The sequence below is a fragment of the Pseudomonas sp. WS 5532 genome, from assembly GCF_012985445.1.
In the GTDB taxonomy this organism is placed as follows: domain Bacteria; phylum Pseudomonadota; class Gammaproteobacteria; order Pseudomonadales; family Pseudomonadaceae; genus Aquipseudomonas; species Aquipseudomonas edaphica.
This window is the reverse complement of sequence record NZ_JAAQWK010000010.1, coordinates 136,965-158,923: the sequence shown is the minus strand read 5'-3', so window position 1 is coordinate 158,923 and position 21,959 is coordinate 136,965. Positions and strand designations below refer to the sequence as shown.

The following is a 21,959-nucleotide window of genomic DNA, read 5'->3' as shown; positions in this document are numbered from 1 at the left end:
AGATTTTTTGTGAGCGAACTCATTCGCGTACCTGACATCGGCAGCGGTGAAGGTGAAGTAATCGAGCTGTTTGTGAAGGTCGGCGACACCGTCGAAGCCGACCAGAGCATCCTGACCCTGGAGTCGGACAAGGCGAGCATGGAAATCCCTGCTCCCAAGGCCGGCGTGGTCAAGAGCCTGAAAGTGAAGCTGGGCGACCGCCTGAAAGAAGGCGACGAACTGCTGGAACTGGAAATCGAAGGCGCCGCTGATGCGGCCCCTGCGCCAGCCCCGGCTGCCGCTGCTGCACCCGCACCTGCCGCTGAAAAACCTGCTGCTGCCGAGGCCCCTGCGGCCCCGGCTGCTGCTCCGGCCGCTGCCACTGTCCAGGACATTCATGTTCCGGACATCGGCTCGTCGGGCAAGGCCAAGATCATCGAGCTGCTGGTCAAGGTCGGCGACACCGTCGAAGCCGACCAGTCACTGATCACCCTGGAGTCCGACAAGGCCTCCATGGAAATCCCATCGCCGGCTGCCGGCGTAGTGGAAAGCATCGCGGTCAAGCTGGAAGACGAAGTCGGCACTGGCGACTTCATCCTCAAGCTCAAAGTACAAGGCGCTGCACCTGCTGCTGCGCCAGCACCGGCTGCTGCTCCGGCTGCCAAGGCTGAAGCTGCTCCGGCGGCTGCCGCTCCTGCACCTGCTGCAAAAGCCGAGGCCGCACCGGCTCCGGCGGCTGCGCCAAGCGGTGCCAAAGTTCACGCCGGCCCTGCCGTGCGTCAGCTGGCCCGTGAGTTCGGCGTTGAGCTGAACGCTGTGTCGGCCACCGGCCCACATGGTCGCGTGCTGAAGGAAGACGTGCAGGTTTACGTCAAAGCCATGATGCAGAAAGCCAAGGAAGCTCCGGCTGCCGGCGCTGCTACGGGCGGCTCGGGCATTCCACCGATCCCGGTCGTGGACTTCAGCCGCTTCGGCGAAACCGAAGAAGTGCCGATGACCCGCCTGATGCAAATCGGCGCGTCGAGCCTGCACCGCAGCTGGCTGAACATCCCGCACGTGACTCAGTTCGACCAGGCCGATATCACCGACCTGGAAGCGTTCCGCGTTGCGCAGAAAGCCGTAGCCGAAAAAGCCGGTGTGAAACTGACCGTGCTGCCACTGTTGCTCAAGGCGTGCGCGCACCTGCTCAAGGAGCTGCCGGACTTCAACAGTTCGCTGGCACCAAGCGGCAAGGCGATCATTCGCAAGAAGTACGTGAACGTAGGTTTCGCGGTGGATACCCCGGACGGCCTGCTGGTTCCTGTGATCAAGAACGTTGATCAGAAGAGCCTGCTGCAACTCGCCGCTGAAGCTGCTGCGCTGGCTGCCAAGGCCCGCGACAAGAAGCTCACCGCCGACGACATGCAAGGCGCTTGCTTCACGATCTCCAGCCTCGGTCACATTGGCGGTACTGGCTTCACGCCAATCGTCAACGCGCCGGAAGTGGCGATCCTGGGTGTGTCCAAGGCCACTATCCAGCCTGTGTGGGACGGTAAAGCGTTCCAGCCGAAGCTGATGCTGCCGCTGTCGTTGTCCTACGATCACCGTGTGATCAACGGCGCTGCTGCTGCCCGCTTCACGCAGCGTCTGAGCCAACTGCTCAACGACATCCGCACCATCTTGCTATAAGCCTCAAACGGGCCTCCCTGTCACCGGGGAGGCCTGGCACTACCGATTTCCGAGCGCCACGCTCGTACCTCAACCCCGCCACTTGGCGGGGCTTTTTTTGGGTGTCTGTTGAACACGCAAAACAGGTTTGTACACCTTCCATCACCCCGATTGCAGAAATCCCCCACGCGGCCGATAACAGGGTTATAGCACTTAGCCTTCATCCTCTCTTGTCAGTGCGTGCTGCATGATGCAACCTTGCCGCAGGTGACAGTAAAGAGGGCGTGAGCCCGGCGCCGTGCGCATCTTCCCAAGCGAGTTTCCCCCATGAAAAGCCAACCCGATGTCGCCCGTATGGCGGCCGAGGTAGTGACGCAATTACCGGTGCCTTCGCGCCTCGGTATGCTGCGTTTCGAGCGGCTTAATGAGGCAAGCTGGGCGCTGCTGTACCTGGACCCCAATTGCGAGCGCCAATTCGGCCTGCCGGCGGTGGAACTGTGCGCCTTGATCGGCACCCCCTACGCCAGCCTGATGGAACCCCAGGCGCGCTATCAACTGCACGACACCATCCAGCAGCAGTTGGCCCATAGCCCGCATTACCTGGTGCGCTACACCCTGCACACCAACGATGGGCCATTGAGCCTGCTGGAGATGGGCGAGGCGTATAAACAACACAATCGCCACCTGTTGCGCGGCTACCTGATGGTGGTCGACGGCCTGTTCAGCGAAATCCCCACCGCCGCCCCGACCGCCGACCTGGAAAACCAGAACAGCCGCCTGCAGATTGCCCTGGAACTCAACCAGCGTGCCCAGCAGGAACAGCTGCAGCACCTTGAACGGGTACGCGCCCAACAGGAGCTGATCCTGCTGCTGGCGCGCCAGCGCTACACCACGCCGAATTCGCTGCAAGAAGCCGCCGAGCTGATCACCCGCAGTGCCTGCGATATCTACCAGATCGACTGCGCCAGCATCTGGAACCTCGAAGGCCAGCGCCTGGTGCCGATCTCGGCCTACCACCGCGAAGACCAGCAGCACCACTTGCCCGAAGCGATTGACGCCAGCAACTTCCCGGATTACCTGGAAGCCCTGCATTCGAGCCGTGCCATCGACGCCACCCACGCGATGCGTGACCCGCGCACCCGGGAAATGGCCGAGAGCCTGCGCGCCAAGGACGTCCACGCCATGCTCGACGCCAGCATCCGCGTAGATGGTCAGGTCGTCGGTGTGTTGTGCCTGGAGCAAAGTGGCAGCTCGCGTGCCTGGCAGTCGGATGAGATCGCCTTTGCCGGCGAGCTGGCGGACCAGTTCGCGCAAGTGATCAATAACCACAACCGCCGCACCGCCACCAGCGCCTTGCACCTGTTCCAGCGCGCGGTGGAACAAAGCGCCAACGCCTTTCTGCTGGTCAATTGCGACGGCGTGGTGGAGTACGTCAACCCAAGCTTTACCGCGATCACCCAGTACAGTGCCGAAGAAGTCCACGGCCACCGCCTGGCACAGTTGCCGGCCCTGGAAAACCTCAGCGAACTGCTGTTCGACGCGCCGTCGAGCCTGGCCAAGAGCAACAGCTGGCAGGGTGAATTCAAGAGCCGGCGCAAAAACCTGGAACCCTATTGGGGCCAGCTGTCGATCTCCAAGGTGTATGGCGACAACCGTGAGTTGACCCACTACATCGGCATCTACGAAGACATCACCCAGACCAAGCTCGCGCAGCAGCGTATCGAGCGCCTGGCCTACACCGATAACCTGACCAACCTGGGCAACCGCCCGGCGTTTATTCGCAACCTTGATGAACGCTTCGCCCGCGACAGCGACAGCCCGATCAGCCTGCTGCTGGTGGACATCGACAACTTCAAGCGCATCAACGACAGCCTCGGTCACCAGACCGGTGACAAACTGCTGATCAGCCTGGCCCGGCGCCTGCGCAACAGCCTGAGTGCCGGTGGCAGCCTGGCGCGTTTTGCCAGTAACGAGTTTGCGGTGTTGCTGGACGATACCGACCTTGAGACCGGCCAACAGGTGGCCAGCCAATTGCTGACCACCCTCGACAAGCCGATGTTTGTCGACAACCAGTTGATCAGCGTCACCGGCTCCGTGGGCCTGGCCTGTGCACCGCTGCACGGCCGCGACCCACAGACCCTGATGCGTAACGCCGGTTTGGCCCTGCACAAGGCCAAGGCCAACGGCAAACATCAGGTGCAGGTCTTCACCGAGGCCCTGAACGCCGAGGCCAGTTACAAGCTGTTCGTGGAAAACAACCTGCGCCGCGCCCTGACCCAAAACGAGCTGGACGTGTTCTACCAGCCCAAACTGTGCCTGCGCAGCGGCCGCTTGCTGGGCATGGAAGCGCTGCTGCGCTGGAATCACCCGGAAAAGGGCATGATCCGCCCGGACCAGTTCATCAGCGTGGCCGAAGAAACCGGGTTGATCATCCCCATCGGCAAATGGATCGCGCGCCAGGCCTGCCGCATGAGCAAGCAGTTGAGCGCAGGCGGCATGGGCAATCTGCAGGTGGCGATCAACCTGTCGCCCAAGCAGTTCTCCGACCCGGACCTGGTGGCGTCGATCGCCACCATCCTCAAGGAAGAACAACTGCCGGCCAACCTGCTGGAGCTGGAGTTGACCGAAGGCTTGCTGCTCGAAGCCACCGAAGACACGCGCCTTCAACTCGACCAGCTCAAGAGCTTCGGCCTGACCCTGGCCATGGACGACTTCGGCACCGGCTACTCGTCGCTGAGCTACCTGAAAAAATTCCCCATCGACATCATCAAGATCGATCGCAGCTTTATCCACGAAATCCCGGACAACCAGGACGACATGGAGATCACCTCGGCGGTCATCGCCATGGCCCATAACCTCAAGCTCAAGGTAGTGGCCGAGGGCATCGAGACGGCCGAACAGCTGGCGTTCCTGCGCCGCCATCGCTGCGATGTGGGCCAGGGCTACCTGTTCGACCGGCCGATCCCCGGCGCAGAGCTGTTGGAAAAGCTTAAACGCTATCCGCGCGGGCCAATCGCCTGACAGCGCTGTAACACTCGGGCACACTGGCTGTCTGTCTTAATACATAACTCAATCTGACTGAGAGGACTGATCATGGTCTTGCGCTCGGAAATTCTGGTGAACAAAAACGTGCTGCCGACTCAAGAACAAGCTTTGCCTGGCCGTGAAACGCCGATGAACCTGCCCGAAACCCACTTCGTCAACGGCAACCCGCTGCTTGGCCCCTTTGTCGACAACGTAGAGTTTGCGATCTTCGGCCTCGGTTGCTTCTGGGGTGCCGAACGGCGGTTCTGGCAGCGCGACGGCGTGGTCAGCACCGTGGTCGGTTACGCCGGTGGCTACACGCCGAACCCGACCTACGAAGAAGTCTGCTCGGGCCTGACCGGCCACAGCGAGGTGGTACTGGTTGTGTTTGACCAGGACAAGATCAGCTATGAAGAACTGCTGAAAATGTTCTGGGAGTTGCACAACCCCACCCAGGGCATGCGCCAGGGCAACGACATCGGCACCCAATACCGCTCGGTGATCTACGCGGTGAAACCTGAGCATCTGGAAGCGGCCAAGGCCAGCGCCGATGCCTATCAGGCTGAATTGAACAAGGCGGGCCTGGGTGTGATCACGACTGAAATCGAACAAGCCCCGACGGTGTATTTCGCCGAGGCGTACCACCAGCAGTACCTGGCGAAGAATCCGCAAGGCTATTGCGGCATCGGCGGTACCGGCGTGACCTGCCCTATCTGACGCCAAAAGCATCGCGGGCAAGCCCGCTCCCACCTTGGAATGCATTCCAAATGTGGGAGCGGGCTTGCCCGCGATAGCGTTCCGACAGGCGACTCATTACTCAGCGATGAGCCAATCCATCTGCCACCCACCCTGGGTCTGACCAAGTTTCTTGGACAGCCACGGCAGCAGCTCACGAAGCTCCTCCTCCAGCCCCCACGGCGGGTTGGCAATCGCCAGGCCCGAGCCGGTCAGGGTGTTGGGCGTGTCCAACGGATGCACCAGCAATTCCACACGCAGCAGCTTCGGCGCGCCGGTGCCGGCCAGGTCCTGATAGAAACGCCGCAGCATGCGCTGGTCCTTCACCGGGTACCAGATCGCCGCGACGGTCTGGCGCATGCGGCTGACCGCTTCCTTGAGGGACGCCGCGCAGCGCTGCATCTCATCAAGTTGTTCAAACGGGGGATCGATCAGCATCAACGCGCGTTTTTCCGGCACTGGCAGCAAAGCACGTGGCACATGCCAGCCTTCGCCCAAGTGCACTTTGACCCGGCGATCGCCTTTCATGTTGTCCTTGAGCAGCACGCCGTCTTCCGGGTGCTTCTCATTAAGCAATACACGGTCCTGGGGCCGCGTGAGGCGGCGCGCCAGCTCCGGCGAGCCTGGGTAGTAGCGCAGCTGGCCGTCCGGGTTCATCTCGTGCAGCACACGCATGTAGTCGGCGGTGAGTGGCGGCAGGTCGCTTTCGCCCCACAGGCGCGCAATGCCTTCCAGGTATTCGCCGGTGCGGTTGGCCTGGTCGCCCTGCAAGTCGTACAGGCCAATCCCGGCGTGGGTGTCGAGGTAGGCGAACGGCTGCTCCTTGCGCGACATCAGGGCGATGAGGCGGGTCAAGGTCAGGTGTTTGAAGACATCGGCGTGGTTGCCGGCGTGAAAGGCGTGACGATAATTCATGGTTGCTCCTGCGCAGGGGGCGAAGTTTACCTTCTACGGCGGCAAAGGTGCAGGGCTGCGTGTCGGGCGGTGCTTATGTCGCAAAGGCAGGCGCACTGCCGAAAACAATCTATGGCTGCTGTGGGAGCTGGCTTGCCTGCGATGGCATCACCGCGGTATTACCCATACACCGCGGTGCTGGCATCGCAGGCAAGCCAGCCCCCACATTGCTTGGGGGCAACCCTGGAATCCAAGGAGGTCAACCCGCATCATGAAAGACGCCACCATTGCATTGCACCACGGCTTCAAGTCGGACCCGACCACCAAGGCCGTCGCCGTGCCGATCTACCAGAACGTCGCCTTCGAGTTCGATAATGCCCAGCATGGCGCCGACCTGTTCAATCTGGACGTGCCCGGCAACATCTACACACGCATCATGAACCCTACCAACGACGTGCTGGAGCAGCGCATTGCCGCCCTTGAAGGCGGTATCGCCGCCCTGGCCGTGTCGGCCGGTAGCGCGGCAATCCACTATGCAATCCAGACCCTGACCCGTGCGGGCGACAATATCGTCACCACGCCCCAGCTTTACGGCGGCACCTACACCTTGTTCGCCCACCTGCTGCCAAGCTTTGGCGTCGACGTGCGCTTCGCCCGCGACGACTCTGCCCAGGCCATCGCCGACTTGATCGACGACAACACCAAGCTGGTCTACTGCGAAAGCATCGGCAACCCGGCAGGCAATATTATCGACATTGAAGCCCTGGCCGATGTCGCCCATGCGCGCGGCGTACCGCTGATGGTGGATAACACCGTGGCCACGCCGATCCTGTGCAAGCCGATTCAGTTCGGCGCCGACATCGTGGTGCACTCGGTCACCAAATACGTGGGCGGCCATGGCAACTCCCTGGGCGGTGTGATCGTCGACAGCGGCACCTTCCCCTGGACCCAATACCCGGAAAAATTCCCCGGCCTCAACCAACCGGAGCCGGCCTACCACGGGGTGGTCTACACGGAAAAGTTCGGCCCCGCCGCCTTCATTGCCCGCGCCCGCACTGTGCCGTTGCGCAACACCGGGGCTGCGCTGGCGCCGATGAATGCATTTCTGTTGCTGCAAGGCCTGGAAACCCTGGCCTTGCGCATGGAGCGCCATACCGAAAACGCGCTGAAGGTTGCGCAGTTCCTGCAAGGCCACGCCGAGGTGGAGTGGGTCAGCTACGCCGGGCTGCCGGACCACCCGCACCACGCCTTGGCGCAGAAATACATGCAGGGCAAACCCTCGGCGATCCTGTCATTCGGCTTGAAGGGCGGCTATGACGCGGGCGTGCGTTTCTACGATGCCCTGCAAATCTTCAAGCGGTTGGTGAATATTGGCGATGCCAAATCCCTGGCCTGCCACCCCGCGTCCACCACTCACCGGCAGATGAACGAGCAGGAACAGGCCAAGGCCGGCGTGAAGCCGGAGATGATTCGCCTGTCGGTCGGCATCGAGGCGATTGAAGACTTGATCGAGGACCTGCAGCAGGCCCTGGCTTCAACTCAACTCTGAAGCCAGATAATCCGCCAGCGCTTGAGGGCTGACGTCGGGCCTGCGCGAAAAGTAGGCGACCTTGTGCCGCAAGGTCGCAGGCCTGAACGCGGTGTAGAGGTCCGGGCGCTGCTCTTCGAGCCATTGCAGCAGGTTGCCGATCAGCACCTGCGGCGATCGCTCTGCCAAGTGCTCAAGCAGCGACGCAGGCACTTGCCACCATGGGCTGGCCTTGGCCGCCGTGGCCGGGCTGGTGCTGACGGCCAGCGGCTGGCCATTGATCAGGTAGCGCTGAAACACCGGCAACACGCGTGCGGCCTCATCGCCGAGCTTCTGCAGAATGGGCAGCCACTGAGCGCCATCCCAAAAGCGTAAAAACACCGCCTGCTCATCCGGCAACCACACTTTGGTCAGGCCTTGCAGGTGCGCAGCCACCGTCTCCGGCGGGCTGGACGAGACCGCGAGCCAACCCCAGTCCGTTGCCTCGGCGCTGGCGACCCAATCAAGGAAGGCACTGCCCGGCTCAACAATGCCCACATAAGGCATGACGTCGACCCATTCGGCGTAAGCCGTACCGGCCCATATCGAATGCGGCAATTTCCTCGGTGCCAGGGTTTGCCATGCATTAAGCGGCCTGGCTTCGCTGGCGCTGCCCAACACTGCGTAGAGGCGCTCCTCGGGTTGTAGTGGCCACTGTGCGAGCCAGGCGCTGGGAACCATGGACTGAGACATCGGGATAAATTCCATTTAAGGGTGAGAGTGTCCGGGAATATCACACTGGCCGTTCTTGCAGCGCTCACACTCCTCGCAAAACGGCGCACTGCGCTTGAGGCTGGCAACCTGTACGCCACTGAGTGGTGCAGCAACAGCCGCTGACAACTTTGCGGTGACACCCGGCATCAGCGGCATCGGCACAGCAGCGGGCGCACCGCCAACCTGGATCGGCACACTGCTGAAAATTCCGGCGGCCGACAGCGTGATCGATTGCCCTCCGGCCTGGATTGTCACGCTGGCGCCCGCATCGATGACCACGCTTTGCCCGGCGCCGATCTGGATGGTCCGCCCGGCCCGCACCTGCTGCGAGCCAGCGACGACCAGATGATCATCCTGCTTGAGTTCCGCGAGGCGATTGCCATGGGTGATGCGCTGCTCTTCACCCAGCAGCTCATGGTGGGATTCGCCACCCACCTTGAGCCGACGCTGGTTATCCACCTGGACGTGTTGGTCATGCAAGACGTGCTGGGTCCAGTCGCGCTGGGCACGCAGGTAAATCTCCTCGGCGCCTTTGCGATCCTCAATGCGCAACTCGTTGTAACCGCCGCCGCCCGGAGTGCTTTGGCTTCGGAACAGGCTGCGGGTCTTTTCCGCCGGCAGGTCAAGGGGCAACAGATTCGCCGCGTTGGGCAGGCAGCCCATCACCAGCGGCATATCCACGTCGCCATTGACGAAGCCCACCAGCACCTCCATGCCGACCCGCGGGATCAGCACCGCACCGTAACGGTCGTGAGCCCAGCCGCTGGCTACCCGCAGCCAGCAACTGGAGTACTCGTTGTGTCCGCCGTCGCGATCCCAGGCCATCTGCACTTTGACGCGACCGTATTCGTCGCAATGGACCTCAGCGTCGGCAGGCCCGGTGACCACTGCGTTCTGGTAGCCCGATATTTGCGGGCGGGACATGATCAGCGGCGTTCGAAACGGCACATCCCAAGGTGTGACGACAAACTCATTGTGGTAGCCGGGGGAGACGCCATCGTCATAAGTGTCAGGCGCAGATTCCTCAAGGACCTGAGGCTGTTGCCCTGAATGGTACAACCGGGTAACCAACCACAAATTATTCCATTCCGGACGAGGGTGCCCGGTCATCTTCAGGAACTGCCCAGTGGACAAGGCCGGCTGGTCACCACTACCGCTGGCTTGGCGAAAGTCACTGCGATGACGCTCAAGCACCCGTTGCGCCAAGTACTTGCCATGGGTTCGATCAGTGAAGTGCCCAGGGTAGTACTGCTCATTCAGCACAGGCTGTTGCCCGCTGGATGCCGCGCTTTCCAGGACCAGACCGGGCTTTTTGAAATCATAATCGCGCACGCTTACGCCGGTGGTGCGGGTCTCCAACCGCAGGATGAAGTGCTTGATCGCAGGGGCCCCGGCCACCATGGCGGAACCGGCCGAGTAGGGAGTGGCTTGGTCTGGCTGGGTGAACACGCTTTGGTCATCGCCAAACACCAACAGATGGCGTTCGGGGCTGTGCTGGAAGTGATAGTGAATGCCCGACTCCACGCACAAGCGCTGAATGAACGCCAGATCGGTTTCGCCGAACTGAACACAGTACTCACGCTCGGGGTATTGCCCACTCAGCTGAAACGCAAAGGCATCACCCTGGATACCCTGTGCCTCCAGTGCCAGCGCAATGATCTGCGGCACGGTTTTTTTCTGAAAGATCCGCTGGTGCGTGCTGTGTTCCAGGTAAGCCAACTGCGGCACCAGGGTGATCTGGTAACGGGTCAGGCGCTTGCCGGAATCGCCTTGCGCCACCCGGTACACCTGGCCATGAACGCCGTGTCCTTGCGCATCAAACCCCAGGAACGCCTGACGGTGCAGGAGGCTATCGAGGTCCAGGTCGGGTTGTTCGCTCACCAACTCAAGGTCAAAACGAAAAGGCAGGCTGATAAATTCATCACCCGAAAACCCTCGAACCTTGAGTTCACTGGGCTGCCCATCAAGGGTCAGGTTAAAGGCACTTTGATTGGCAAGAGCAAACATCCGGTGTCTCTCCGCAAGGGGTGGGCGAGCGATTCTGCACCAGCTTTTCACCCACCAGAGCACACCACAGACAAATCAGTAAGCTCCTACACCCTGGGTGCCGGATTCTTCATGTATCTGGCGTCGAAGGCACGCCAAGGCCGTGCTAGCGTAATAGCTCCTCCTCACCGGATCACTGGAAAAAGCATGGCCACCCGCTACGCAAAAATCATCCTGACCCTGGCCCTCGCCGCCTTCGCCACCCTGGTTGCGTTCAACAACATCACGGACTACGGCTCCAACTTCGCCTTCGTCCAACATGTGTTGAGCATGGACACCACCTTCCCGAACAACGCCGCCATGTATCGGGCAATCACGACGCCGTGGATGTGGCACGCGGCCTACGTGCTGATCATTCTCGGCGAGGCGCTCACCGCTGTACTGCTGGCGCGGGGCGCGCTATCGCTATGGCGCGCGCGGCATGCAGGCGGGAGCGAATTCAACCGCGCCAAGGCAGGTGCAACAGCCGGCCTGACCCTCGGCTTTGTGGTGTGGTTTTTTGGCTTTATGGTGGTCGGCGGTGAATGGTTTCTGATGTGGCAGTCCCATCAGTGGAACGGCCAGGAAGCGGCATTCAAGTTCTACATGGCGATCCTGGGCGTGCTGATTTTTCTCAATCAGCCGGATGCTGGCTGAACTGGCAGCGGGACGCGGAGCGTCCGGGGTGGCATTCCCACGCGGAGCATGGGAACGATCAAAACGATCAAAAAAAGGCCCGCTATCCTAAGGATGCGGGCCTTTTTTCTAACGCAATTGGCGCTTACCGCCCACCGAGTTACTTGTTGAGGTTGTAGTCTTTTTCCGCTGCATCAAAACGCTCGACCATACCCGCAGTCGGTGCGCCCATCTTGCTCACGAAATAGATCGCCAGGCTGGCGAAGATAAAGCCCGGGATGATTTCGTACAGGCCCAGCAGATTGAAGTGCTTCCACACGATCACGGTGATCGCGCCGACCAGAATACCGGCCAGTGCGCCGTTACGGGTCATGCCTTTCCAGATCACCGAGATCAGCACCACAGGGCCGAACGCAGCGCCGAAGCCTGCCCAGGCGTAGCTCACCAGGCCCAGTACGCGGTTGTCCGGGTTGGCGGCCATGGCGATGGCGATCAGGGCCACCAACAGCACCATCGCGCGACCCACCCACACCAGCTCAACCTGGGAGGCGTTTTTGCGCAGGAAGGTTTTGTAGAAGTCTTCGGTCAGCGCGCTGGAGCACACCAACAGTTGGCAGCTCAGGGTGCTCATCACCGCCGCCAGGATGGCCGACAGCAGCACGCCCGCGATCCATGGGTTGAACAGCAGCTTGGCCAGCTCGATAAACACACGCTCGTGGTTCTCGGTGACAGGACCGGCCACTTCCGGGTGCGCGGAGAAGTAAGCAATACCGAAGAAGCCCACCGCCACGGTGCCGGCGAGGCACAGGATCATCCAGGTCATGGAGATGCGACGCGCCTTGGCGATCGACTTCACCGAATCCGCCGCCATGAAACGCGCGAGGATATGCGGCTGGCCGAAGTAACCCAGGCCCCAGCCCATCAGCGAGATGATGCCGATGAAACTGGTGTTTTTGAGCATGTTGAAGTTGTCGGGGTTCTTGGCTTCGATCGCCAGGAACGTGGTGTCGACACCACCGGTGGCCAGCAGCACGATGATTGGCGTGAGGATCAGCGCGAAGATCATCAGCGTAGCTTGCACAGTGTCGGTCCAGCTGACCGCCAGGAAGCCACCCACGAAGGTGTAGGCGATGGTCGCCGCAGCACCGGCCCACAGCGCGGTCTCGTAGGACATGCCGAAGGTGCTTTCAAACAGACGGGCGCCCGCCACGATGCCGGACGCGCAGTAGATGGTGAAGAACACCAGGATCACTACCGCAGAGATGATCCGCAGCAGGCCGCTTTTATCTTCGAAACGGCTGGAGAAGTAATCCGGCAGCGTCAGGGCGTCGCCGTTGTGCTCGGTCTGCACCCGCAGGCGACCGGCCACGAACAGCCAGTTGAGGTAGGCACCGACGATCAGGCCGATGGCAATCCAGCTTTCCGACAGGCCGGACATGTAGATCGCGCCCGGCAAGCCCATCAGCAACCAGCCGCTCATGTCCGAGGCACCGGCCGACAAGGCCGTGACCACGCTACCGAGGCTGCGACCGCCGAGGATGTAATCAGAAAGGTTGTTGGTGGAGCGATAGGCCATGAAGCCGATCAGCACCATTGCTGCGATGTAGATCACGAATGTGATCAGGGTTGGATTGCTAACGCTCATAGGAGTGACGCCCTGGCTTTGTTTTTATGTAGCAGCGGTCTGGCAGACGGCCACCCATTGGTAACGGGTAGACGATACGGCGAGCCGCGCATTTATGACTGGCGTTTCCCCAGGAAAGCCGCCAGCCGATGAACCGACCCTTGCGAGTGGTTGCACCTTGGGCGCGAATGCTATTCAACAAAGTAAATAAGGTGCAACCAGTTTCTTGAGATTAAGTTGCACCTCGATATGTTTTCGCGAAAATACCGGGTTTTTGCTCCTTTTCGGAGCAAGAACAGCCGATTTTAGAAGTAAACGCACCAAGACGCAGCGTATTCCGTCGAGGGCCGAAATTTTTCCCGATCACGATCGAAAAATTCCTGAACAATTTGGGTTGCACCCGGTTGCACCTCTGCATGCGCAAAGCTAATCTTGCCGCCAGCAGATGCCACTCGGTAGTGGCACCCATGAGGATAAAAAGATGGCAACGACCACCCTTGGGGTCAAACTCGACGACCCGACCCGCGAACGCCTCAAGGCAGCCGCGACCTCCATTGATCGCACGCCGCACTGGCTGATCAAGCAGGCGATTTTCAATTACCTGGAGAAACTCGAGGGTGGTGCAACCCTGACCGAGCTCAATGGCTCGGGCAGCAAGGACGCTGAAGACGCCGGCGAAGTGCAACCGGACCACGCCCACCAGTGCTTCCTGGAGTTTGCCGAAAGCATTCTGCCGCAATCGGTATTGCGCGCCTCGATCACCGCCGCTTACCGCCGCCCGGAGCCGGAAGTGGTGCCGATGCTGATCGAGCAGGCGCGCCTGCCGCAGCCAATGGCCGAGGCCACCAACAAGCTGGCCGCCTCGATTGCCGAAAAACTGCGCAACCAGAAGAGCGCTGGCGGCCGTGCCGGTATTGTTCAGGGCTTGCTGCAAGAATTCTCCCTGTCGTCCCAGGAAGGCGTAGCGCTGATGTGCCTGGCCGAAGCGCTGCTGCGCATCCCGGACAAGGGCACCCGCGACGCGCTGATCCGAGACAAGATCAGCACCGGCAACTGGCAGCCGCACTTGGGCAATAGCCCATCGCTGTTCGTTAACGCGGCCACCTGGGGCTTGCTGCTGACCGGCAAACTGGTCGCCACCCATAACGAAGCGGGCTTGACCTCGTCCCTGAGCCGCATCATCGGCAAGAGCGGCGAGCCGATGATCCGCAAGGGCGTCGACATGGCCATGCGCCTGATGGGCGAGCAGTTCGTCACCGGCGAAACCATCGCCGAAGCCCTGGCCAATGCGAGCAAGTTCGAAGCCAAGGGTTTCCGCTATTCCTACGACATGCTCGGTGAAGCCGCGCTGACCGAACACGACGCCCAGAAGTACCTGGCCTCGTACGAACAAGCCATTCACTCCATCGGCAAAGCCTCCCACGGCCGTGGGATTTATGAAGGCCCGGGCATCTCCATCAAACTCTCGGCACTGCACCCGCGTTACAGCCGTGCGCAGTACGAGCGCGTGATGGACGAGCTGTACCCGCGCCTGCTGTCGCTGACCTTGCTGGCCAAGCAATACGACATCGGCCTGAACATCGACGCCGAAGAGGCCGACCGCCTGGAGCTGTCGCTCGACCTGCTGGAACGCCTGTGCTTCGAGCCGCAACTGACCGGCTGGAACGGCATCGGCTTCGTGATCCAGGCCTACCAGAAGCGTTGCCCGTATGTGATCGACTACGTGATCGACCTGGCACGCCGCAGCCGCCATCGCCTGATGATCCGCCTGGTAAAAGGCGCGTACTGGGACAGCGAAATCAAACGCGCCCAGGTCGAAGGCCTGGAAGGCTACCCGGTGTACACCCGCAAGGTGTACACCGACGTTTCCTACATTGCCTGCGCACGCAAACTGCTGTCGGTGCCGGAAGTCATCTACCCGCAGTTCGCCACGCACAACGCCCACACGCTGTCGGCCATTTACCATATCGCCGGTCAAAACTATTACCCCGGCCAGTACGAGTTCCAGTGCCTGCACGGCATGGGCGAACCGCTGTACGAGCAGGTTGTAGGCAAGGTTTCCGAGGGCAAGCTGAACCGTCCGTGCCGCGTGTACGCTCCGGTCGGCACCCACGAAACATTGCTGGCGTACCTGGTGCGTCGCCTGCTGGAAAACGGCGCCAACACCTCATTCGTCAACCGCATTGCCGACCATACCATTTCGATTCAGGAGCTGGTGGCCGACCCAGTGGCCAACATCGAGCAGATGGCCACGCTGGAAGGCGGCTTCGGCCTGCCGCACCCGCGTATCCCGCTGCCGCGTGACCTGTATGGCAGCGACCGCGCCAACTCGGCCGGTATCGACCTGGCCAACGAACATCGCTTGGCGTCGCTGTCTTGCGCACTGTTGGCCACCGCGCACAACAACTGGAAAGCCGCGCCGATGCTGGGCTGCGCTTCCAGTAATGAAGCCGCTGCAGCGGTGCTGAACCCGTCCGATCTGCGTGATGTGGTGGGCCATGTACAGGAAGCCACCGTCGAAGACGTCGACAATGCGATCCAGTGCGCGATCAACGCCGGCCCGATCTGGCAGGCCACGCCGCCCGCCGAACGTGCCGCGATCCTGGAGCGCGCCGCCGACTTGATGGAAGGCGAGATCCAGCCGCTGATGGGCCTGCTGGCCCGTGAAGCCGGCAAAACCTTCGCCAACGCCATCGCCGAAGTGCGCGAAGCCGTGGACTTCCTGCGTTACTACGCGGTGCAGGCGCGCAACGATTTCACCAACGATGCCCACCGCCCCCTCGGGCCAGTGGTCTGCATCAGCCCGTGGAACTTCCCGCTGGCAATCTTCAGCGGTCAAGTAGCCGCTGCACTGGCCGCCGGTAACCCGGTACTGGCCAAGCCGGCCGAACAAACCCCACTGGTGGCCGCACAGGCCGTGCGTATCCTGCTCGAAGCCGGTATCCCGGAAGGCGTGCTGCAACTGCTGCCGGGCCAGGGCGAAACCGTCGGTGCCCGTCTGGTCGGTGATGATCGCGTCAAAGGCGTGATGTTTACCGGTTCCACCGAAGTGGCGCGCCTGCTGCAACGCAATGTCGCCGGTCGCCTGGATGCCCAGGGCCGCCCGATCCCGCTGATCGCCGAAACCGGTGGCCAGAACGCGATGATCGTCGACTCTTCGGCGCTCACCGAACAAGTGGTGATCGACGTCGTTTCCTCGGCCTTCGACAGCGCTGGCCAGCGTTGCTCGGCCCTGCGCGTACTGTGCCTGCAGGAAGATTCGGCCGACCGCGTGATCGAAATGCTCAAGGGCGCCATGGCTGAATGCCGCCTGGGCAACCCGGAGCGCCTGTCGGTGGATATCGGCCCGGTGATCGACGCCGAAGCCAAGGCCGGCATCGAGAAACACATCCAGGCCATGCGCGACAAAGGCCGCAACGTGTACCAGGTGGCGATCGCCGACGGCGAAGAGATCAAGCGCGGCACCTTCGTGATGCCAACCCTGATCGAGCTGGAAAGCTTCGACGAGCTGCAACGCGAGATCTTCGGCCCGGTACTGCACGTGGTGCGCTACAAGCGCAAAGAGATCGACCAGTTGATCGGCCAGATCAATGCCTCCGGCTACGGCCTGACCCTGGGCGTGCACACGCGCATCGACGAGACCATCGCCAAGGTGATCGACAATGTGCATGCCGGTAACGTCTATGTGAACCGCAACATCGTTGGTGCCGTGGTCGGCGTGCAGCCGTTCGGCGGCGAAGGTTTGTCGGGTACTGGCCCGAAAGCTGGCGGTCCGCTGTACCTGTACCGCCTGCTGTCGACTCGCCCTACGGATGCCATCGAGCAATCCTTCGTGCGCGGCGACAAGCTGGCTGCACCGGACGTGCGCCTGCGCGACGCCATGAGCCAACCGCTGACCACCCTGAAAACCTGGGCCGACAGCAACACGTTCAGTGACCTGAGCGCCCTGTGCAGCCAGTTTGCCGCACAGTCGCAAAGCGGTATCACCCGCCAACTGGCCGGCCCGACCGGCGAGCGCAACAGCTATGCCATCCTGCCCCGCGAGCACGTGTTGTGCCTGGCGGAAGTGGAAGGCGACCTGCTGACGCAACTGGCGGCGGTATTGGCGGTTGGTGGCTCGGCGGTATGGCCGGAAACTGACCTGACCAAAGCCTTGTTCCCACGCCTGCCGAGGGAAGTTCAGGCGAAGATCAAGCGTGTGGCTGACTGGACCAAGGACGAGGTGGTGTTCGACGCCGTTGTGCACCACGGTGATTCCGACCAACTGCGTGCGGTGTGCCAGCAAGTGGCGCAGCGCGGTGGCGCGATTGTTGGGGTGCATGGTTTGTCGCAAGGTGAGACGGCGATTGCGCTGGAGCGCCTGGTGATCGAGCGGGCATTGAGCGTTAACACGGCTGCGGCGGGTGGTAACGCGAGCCTGATGACCATCGGTTAACTCATGTGGGAGCTGGCTTGCCTGCGATAGCGGTGGGCCAGTGACTTAGATGTCAGCTGGCACGGCCTCATCGCGGGCAAGCCAGCTCCCACATTGACCGCATCCAACCTTTCGCCCGCGTTCTGCCCCTCCATCACGCAAATCAATCTTGCTATCCAGCCTCTATTCGCGCACTTAGACTCAGGCCATTCCCTTCAAAGGTAAGCCGCCATGTCCGAGACGCTGCTCAGTTCCCGCAATCTGGCTTTCGAGCTGTACGAAGTCCTCGATGCCGAGGGCCTGACCCAGCGCGAGCGGTTTGCCGAGCACAACCGTGAAACCTTCGACGCCGCCATCAGCACGGCGCGCAGCATTGCCGAGAAGTATTTCGCGCCGCACAACCGCAAAAATGACGAGAACGAACCGCGCTACGAAGATGGCCAGGCGATCCTGATCCCTGAAGTCAAATCCGCCGTGGACGCTTTTCTGGAAGCGGGCTTTCTGAACGCTGCCCGCAGTTTCGAAGCCGGTGGCATGCAGTTGCCTACCCTGCTCTCCCAAGCCTGTTTCGCGCACTTTCAGTCGGCCAACGCAGCGTCAACGTCCTACCCGTTCCTGACCATGGGCGCCGCCAACCTGATCGAAAGCTTCGGCACCGAGGCGCAAAAACAGCGCTTCCTGCAGCCGATGATCGAAGGCCGCTTCTTCGGCACCATGGCCCTCACCGAGCCACATGCCGGCTCGTCGCTGTCGGATATTCGTACCCGCGCAGAGCCTGCGTCCGACGGCACGTATCGACTCAAGGGCAACAAGATCTTCATCTCCGGCGGCGACCACCCGCTGTCGGAAAACATCGTGCATATGGTGCTGGCCAAGCTGCCGGACGCGCCGCCTGGGGTGAAGGGCATTTCGCTGTTTATCGTGCCCAAATTCCTGGTCAACGAGGATGGCAGCCTGGGCGCGCGTAACGACGTGCTGCTGGCCGGGCTGTTTCACAAGATGGGCTGGCGGGGCACCACGTCCACAGCGCTTAACTTCGGCGATAACGGCAACTGCGTCGGCTATCTGGTGGGCAAACCCCATCAGGGCTTGAGTTGCATGTTCCAGATGATGAACGAGGCACGCATCGGCGTGGGCATGGGTGCGGTGATGCTGGGTTACGCCGGCTACCTCTATTCACTGGAATACGCCCGCGAACGCCCGCAAGGTCGCCTGCCTGACAGCAAAGACCCGAGCACCGCGCCGGTTTCGATTATCCAGCACGCCGATATCAAGCGCATGCTGTTGACCCAGAAAGCCTATGTGGAAGGTGCCTTCGACCTGGGCCTGTACGCGGCTCGGTTGTTTGACGACACCACCACGCTGGAAACCGAAGTCGAGCGCAAGCACGCCCACGAACTGCTCGACCTGCTCACGCCCATCGTCAAATCCTGGCCATCGGAGTTCTGCCTCAAGGCCAACGAACTGGCGATCCAGATCCTCGGCGGCCACGGCTACACCCGCGAATACCCGGTGGAGCAGTACTACCGCGATAACCGCCTGAACCCGATCCATGAAGGCACCCACGGCATCCAGTCCCTGGATTTGCTCGGGCGCAAGCTCGCGCAAAACGGCGGCGCGGGCTTGAAGCAACTGGTCCGCCTGATCGCCGAAACCGGCGCTCGGGCTCAGGAATACGCCTCACTGACGGCCCTGCGCGAACCGCTGGAGCAATTGGTCAGCCGCCTGCAAAGCGTGACGATTGGCCTGCTGACGGATCTCGCCCACGGCAAGGTCAACAGCAGCCTGGCGAACTCGGCACTGTACTTGAAGGTGTTCGGGCACACGGTGATTGGCTGGCGCTGGCTGGAGCAGGCGATTCGCGCCGAGGAAGGTTTGGCCAAGGGGAATGCGGCCGATGTGGCCTTTTATAAAGGCAAGCTCCAGGCCGCCCGGTACTTCCTGACCTGGGAAGTACCGAGCTGCCATCATGAACTGGCGATTCTGGAGGCACGCGATGACACGTGCCTGGGCATGCAGGACGCGTGGTTCTAAGGCGTTCCGATCGCCTTGGATATCACTTCGACCGTGGCGCTGACTTGCTCTTGGTAACGGTCGAGTTCCTGCTGGTGATGCTTTTGCATGTCGATCTGCTCGGCGCACAGGTTCAGCGCAGCCAGTACCAATAATTTGTCACCGATCAGGGTCGGGTACTTTTTCTTGGTGGTGGCCAGGGAGGCCTTGAGCATGGTCACGGCGTGCATCAGGGTTTGATCCTCCCCTTGCGGCGCCTTGATCGAGTAATCCTCTCCGAGAATCGAAACGACCTTTATCCCTTCATTCATGCGCCGACAGGCCCTGCGCTCACACGCTCAACCAGCGCCTGGATACGCGCGGCGGTGGCGCCATGTTTTTCTTCCTGTTCCATCAGGTTCAGTTGCAGGCTGTCGTTTTCATCCTTGGCGCGGGCCAGTTCCGCCTTCAGGGCTTCATTGCTGCCGAGCAGGTCTTGGTTTTGTTGTACGAGGTCAGTGACCAGCTGTTCAAGCTGGCTGAGGGATGCTTCTAACATTTTGATTTCTCGGGCATTTTCAAAGGGCGGTGACGATAAAGAAAATTCACCTCGGATGCCAGGGTTATCCCCGGCAGGCAGCCCGTTTTTTAAGGGCCGGGCCGCACTTTCGAGCCTTAGTGACTGCATTTACCCGATCTGGTTCCTGAATCCGTCCAACCCCTCGTCAGATGCGACAAAAGCGCGCGCCCCCTTAAGACTTTAGTCGCATGGCCGATACGCAATGCACACCTCGTCTCATGGCCGCACGGATCGCGCTTCTCCCCAGGACTCCCGCATGTCTCTTCGTAATATGAATATCGCTCCGAGGGCCTTCCTTGGCTTTGCGTTTATTGGCGCGCTGATGTTGTTTCTCGGCGTGTTCGCCTTGAACCAGATGAGCAAGATTCGCGCAGCCACCGAAGACATCACCCAGTCCAGCGTGCCGAGCATTCGCGCCCTCGACGAATTCACCCAGCTGACCCTGCGCCTGCGCGTGCTGTCGTACCGCCTGCTGACCAACCGCGAGCCGGACGTGCAGCAAAAAACCCTGGAAGCCTTTGAGCTGCGCAACCAGCAGATTCGTGCCGCCCAAGGCGTCTACGAAAAACTTATAGAAAGCAGCGAAGAGCGCGCCACCTACAACGAATACGTACGTTTGCTCGGCCAGTACCATCAGATCGAGGAGCGCATGAAGAGCCTGTCACGCGCCAACCAGATTGATGAGCTGCGCGCCTTGCTCAACACCGAATTACTGAGTAATTCCGAGCAAGTCAACGCGGTGCTCACGCGCCTGCTGGACATCAACAACCAAATGGCCAACGCCACCAACCAAGAAGCCAAAGACCAATACGACATGGCCTTTGATCTGGTAGTGGGCCTGCTGATCATTGCCACCGCGCTGACCCTGCTGTTCGCCTGGCTGCTGACCCGCAGCATCACGCTGCCCATTGCCCAGGCCCTGGAAGCCGCCGAAGAAGTCGCTGAAGGCAACCTCACACGCCCGATCAAGGTTGATGGCAACGATGAAGCCGGCCGCCTGCTCGCTGCCATGGCCAAGATGCAGGACAAGCTGCGCGACACCCTGCAACGCATCGCTGGCTCCGCGACCCAGCTTGCGTCCGCGGCAGAAGAACTGAATGCCGTCACCGACGAAAGTGCCCGTGGCCTGACCCAGCAGAACAATGAAATCGAGCAAGCCGCCACCGCCGTCAACGAGATGACCAGTGCCGTTGAAGAAGTCGCGCGCAACGCGGTGAGCACCTCCGAAGCCTCGCGCAACGCCACCACGTCTGCCGGTGACGGCCGTGACCTGGTGCAGGAAACCGTCAGCGCCATCGAGCGCATGAGCGGCGATGTGCAAGCCACCGCCACCTTGATTGGCAACCTGGCCAATGAGTCCCGCGATATCGGCAAAGTGCTCGACGTGATTCGCGGCCTGGCCGACCAGACCAACCTGCTGGCCCTGAACGCCGCGATTGAAGCGGCGCGCGCCGGTGAAGCCGGTCGTGGGTTTGCCGTGGTGGCCGATGAAGTGCGCGCGCTGGCCCATCGCACCCAGCAGTCGACCAGCGAGATCGAGCGGATGATCGGCAGCATTCAGGCCGGCACCGAGCATGCGGTGGATTCGATGCGCAACAGCACCGAACGTGCGGAGTCGACGTTGAACATCGCCAAAGGCGCGGGAATGTCGCTGGACACCATCAACACTGCGATTGTGGAGATCAACGAACGCAACCTGGTGATCGCCAGCGCGGCCGAAGAGCAGGCGCAAGTGGCGCGGGAAGTGGACCGTAACCTGGTGAATATTCGTGATTTGTCGGTGCAGTCGGCCACGGGTGCCAGCCAGACCAGTGCGGCGAGCAGTGAGTTGTCGCGCTTGGCGGTGGACCTGAATGGGATGGTGGGGCGCTTCAGGCTCTAACTGACACCAGTGATCCCTTGTGGGAGCTGGCTTGCCTGCGATAGCAATCTAACAGTCAATAACCCCAGTGACTGATACACCGCTATCGCAGGCAAGCCAGCTCACACATTGACAGCGGACGCAGAGCGTCCAACGAGGCATTCCCACGCAGAGCGTGGGAACGATCTTTTGACAGCACAGCAATTCAACAGGTTAGAATCGCTGGCACGCAGACTGCATGGTCAGTTTGCGCCCCGTCTTCCCCGC

General features: G+C 61.3%; 14 protein-coding genes. 8 read left to right on the top strand and 6 right to left on the bottom strand.

Translation table 11 applies throughout. The annotated features are described in order from the left end of the window. Positions 1-9: 9 nt before the first annotated feature. The 3 genes from aceF to msrA all read left to right on the top strand — a co-directional run bounded on the left by aceF (position 10) and on the right by msrA (position 5,367). Positions 10-1,647 carry a dihydrolipoyllysine-residue acetyltransferase gene (aceF, locus tag HBO23_RS18605; protein WP_170039083.1) on the top strand — a complete coding sequence of 546 codons (1,638 nt, stop codon included), beginning with the start codon at positions 10-12 and terminating at the stop codon, positions 1,645-1,647. A gap of 306 nt (positions 1,648-1,953) precedes the next feature. After that, positions 1,954-4,647 carry a GGDEF and EAL domain-containing protein gene (locus HBO23_RS18600; protein WP_017138521.1) on the top strand — a complete coding sequence of 898 codons (2,694 nt, stop codon included), beginning with the start codon at positions 1,954-1,956 and terminating at the stop codon, positions 4,645-4,647. 72 nt (positions 4,648-4,719) lie between these two features. After that, positions 4,720-5,367, top strand: coding sequence for a peptide-methionine (S)-S-oxide reductase MsrA (gene msrA, locus HBO23_RS18595; protein WP_017138522.1), 648 nt, complete (start codon positions 4,720-4,722; stop codon positions 5,365-5,367). 96 nt (positions 5,368-5,463) lie between these two features. On the opposite strand, the gene rlmJ is transcribed toward msrA, so the two are convergent. Then, positions 5,464-6,300 (bottom strand): 23S rRNA (adenine(2030)-N(6))-methyltransferase RlmJ, encoded by an 837-nt coding sequence (gene rlmJ / locus HBO23_RS18590; protein ID WP_017138523.1) that lies wholly within the window; start codon positions 6,298-6,300, stop codon positions 5,464-5,466. A gap of 250 nt (positions 6,301-6,550) precedes the next feature. Here rlmJ and HBO23_RS18585 point away from each other — a divergent pair, with 250 nt between their 5' ends. Then, positions 6,551-7,828: an O-acetylhomoserine aminocarboxypropyltransferase/cysteine synthase family protein gene (locus HBO23_RS18585; RefSeq protein WP_170039081.1), complete on the top strand. Its 1,278-nt coding sequence runs from the start codon at positions 6,551-6,553 to the stop codon at positions 7,826-7,828. Here HBO23_RS18585 and HBO23_RS18580 read toward each other — a convergent pair. Both HBO23_RS18580 and HBO23_RS18575 read right to left on the bottom strand, forming a co-directional pair. Continuing rightward, the gene (locus HBO23_RS18580) at positions 7,814-8,539 is read right to left on the bottom strand and encodes a DUF4123 domain-containing protein (protein ID WP_170039079.1); all 726 of its coding nucleotides are present in this window, start codon (positions 8,537-8,539) and stop codon (positions 7,814-7,816) included. The genes HBO23_RS18585 and HBO23_RS18580 overlap by 15 nt on opposite strands. A 15-nt stretch (positions 8,540-8,554) precedes the next feature. Continuing rightward, positions 8,555-10,567, bottom strand: a complete 2,013-nt coding sequence (locus tag HBO23_RS18575) for a type VI secretion system tip protein VgrG (RefSeq protein ID WP_170039077.1) — start codon at positions 10,565-10,567, stop codon at positions 8,555-8,557. Positions 10,568-10,753: 186 nt separating this feature from the next. On the opposite strand from HBO23_RS18575, the gene HBO23_RS18570 reads away from it, so the two are divergent. Next, complete coding sequence (locus HBO23_RS18570) at positions 10,754-11,242, top strand: DUF2165 domain-containing protein (RefSeq protein WP_099548069.1); 489 nt, start codon at positions 10,754-10,756, stop codon at positions 11,240-11,242. Between the two features lie 139 nt (positions 11,243-11,381). On the opposite strand, the gene putP is transcribed toward HBO23_RS18570, so the two are convergent. Next, positions 11,382-12,866: a sodium/proline symporter PutP gene (putP, locus tag HBO23_RS18565; RefSeq protein ID WP_017138528.1), complete on the bottom strand. Its 1,485-nt coding sequence runs from the start codon at positions 12,864-12,866 to the stop codon at positions 11,382-11,384. A gap of 460 nt (positions 12,867-13,326) precedes the next feature. Here putP and putA point away from each other — a divergent pair, with 460 nt between their 5' ends. Then, entirely contained in the window at positions 13,327-17,280 is a 3,954-nt protein-coding gene (gene putA, locus HBO23_RS18560) for a trifunctional transcriptional regulator/proline dehydrogenase/L-glutamate gamma-semialdehyde dehydrogenase (protein ID WP_017138529.1), read from the top strand. 210 nt (positions 17,281-17,490) lie between these two features. Beyond that, on the top strand, positions 17,491-19,293 hold the full coding sequence (locus HBO23_RS18555; protein WP_170039075.1) for an acyl-CoA dehydrogenase: 1,803 nt from the start codon (positions 17,491-17,493) through the stop codon (positions 19,291-19,293). Here HBO23_RS18555 and HBO23_RS18550 read toward each other — a convergent pair. Further along, positions 19,290-19,583, bottom strand: coding sequence for a cell division protein ZapA (locus HBO23_RS18550; RefSeq protein WP_017138531.1), 294 nt, complete (start codon positions 19,581-19,583; stop codon positions 19,290-19,292). The two genes, HBO23_RS18555 and HBO23_RS18550, sit on opposite strands and share 4 nt — an antisense overlap. Continuing rightward, the gene (locus HBO23_RS18545) at positions 19,580-19,810 is read right to left on the bottom strand and encodes a hypothetical protein (protein WP_017138532.1); all 231 of its coding nucleotides are present in this window, start codon (positions 19,808-19,810) and stop codon (positions 19,580-19,582) included. The genes HBO23_RS18550 and HBO23_RS18545 overlap by 4 nt, the downstream gene beginning before the upstream one ends. 277 nt (positions 19,811-20,087) lie before the next feature. Between HBO23_RS18545 and HBO23_RS18540 the strand changes: the two genes are divergently transcribed. Then, positions 20,088-21,713 (top strand): methyl-accepting chemotaxis protein, encoded by a 1,626-nt coding sequence (locus HBO23_RS18540; protein ID WP_170039073.1) that lies wholly within the window; start codon positions 20,088-20,090, stop codon positions 21,711-21,713. Positions 21,714-21,959: the final 246 nt, after the last annotated feature.

Bases quoted from the DNA above. Each gene is read 5' to 3' on its own strand.
- HBO23_RS18550 (WP_017138531.1), bottom strand. From the start codon at position 19,583: ATGAATGAAGGGATAAAGGTCGTTTCGATTCTCGGAGAGGATTACTCG.
- HBO23_RS18600 (WP_017138521.1), top strand. From the start codon at position 1,954: ATGAAAAGCCAACCCGATGTCGCCCGTATGGCGGCCGAGGTAGTGACG.
- putP (WP_017138528.1), bottom strand. From the start codon at position 12,866: ATGAGCGTTAGCAATCCAACCCTGATCACATTCGTGATCTACATCGCA.
- HBO23_RS18555 (WP_170039075.1), top strand. From the start codon at position 17,491: ATGTCCGAGACGCTGCTCAGTTCCCGCAATCTGGCTTTCGAGCTGTAC.
- HBO23_RS18575 (WP_170039077.1), bottom strand. From the start codon at position 10,567: ATGTTTGCTCTTGCCAATCAAAGTGCCTTTAACCTGACCCTTGATGGG.
- HBO23_RS18570 (WP_099548069.1), top strand. From the start codon at position 10,754: ATGGCCACCCGCTACGCAAAAATCATCCTGACCCTGGCCCTCGCCGCC.
- rlmJ (WP_017138523.1), bottom strand. From the start codon at position 6,300: ATGAATTATCGTCACGCCTTTCACGCCGGCAACCACGCCGATGTCTTC.
- HBO23_RS18545 (WP_017138532.1), bottom strand. From the start codon at position 19,810: ATGTTAGAAGCATCCCTCAGCCAGCTTGAACAGCTGGTCACTGACCTC.
- HBO23_RS18580 (WP_170039079.1), bottom strand. From the start codon at position 8,539: ATGTCTCAGTCCATGGTTCCCAGCGCCTGGCTCGCACAGTGGCCACTA.
- HBO23_RS18540 (WP_170039073.1), top strand. From the start codon at position 20,088: ATGTCTCTTCGTAATATGAATATCGCTCCGAGGGCCTTCCTTGGCTTT.
- HBO23_RS18585 (WP_170039081.1), top strand. From the start codon at position 6,551: ATGAAAGACGCCACCATTGCATTGCACCACGGCTTCAAGTCGGACCCG.
- msrA (WP_017138522.1), top strand. From the start codon at position 4,720: ATGGTCTTGCGCTCGGAAATTCTGGTGAACAAAAACGTGCTGCCGACT.
- putA (WP_017138529.1), top strand. From the start codon at position 13,327: ATGGCAACGACCACCCTTGGGGTCAAACTCGACGACCCGACCCGCGAA.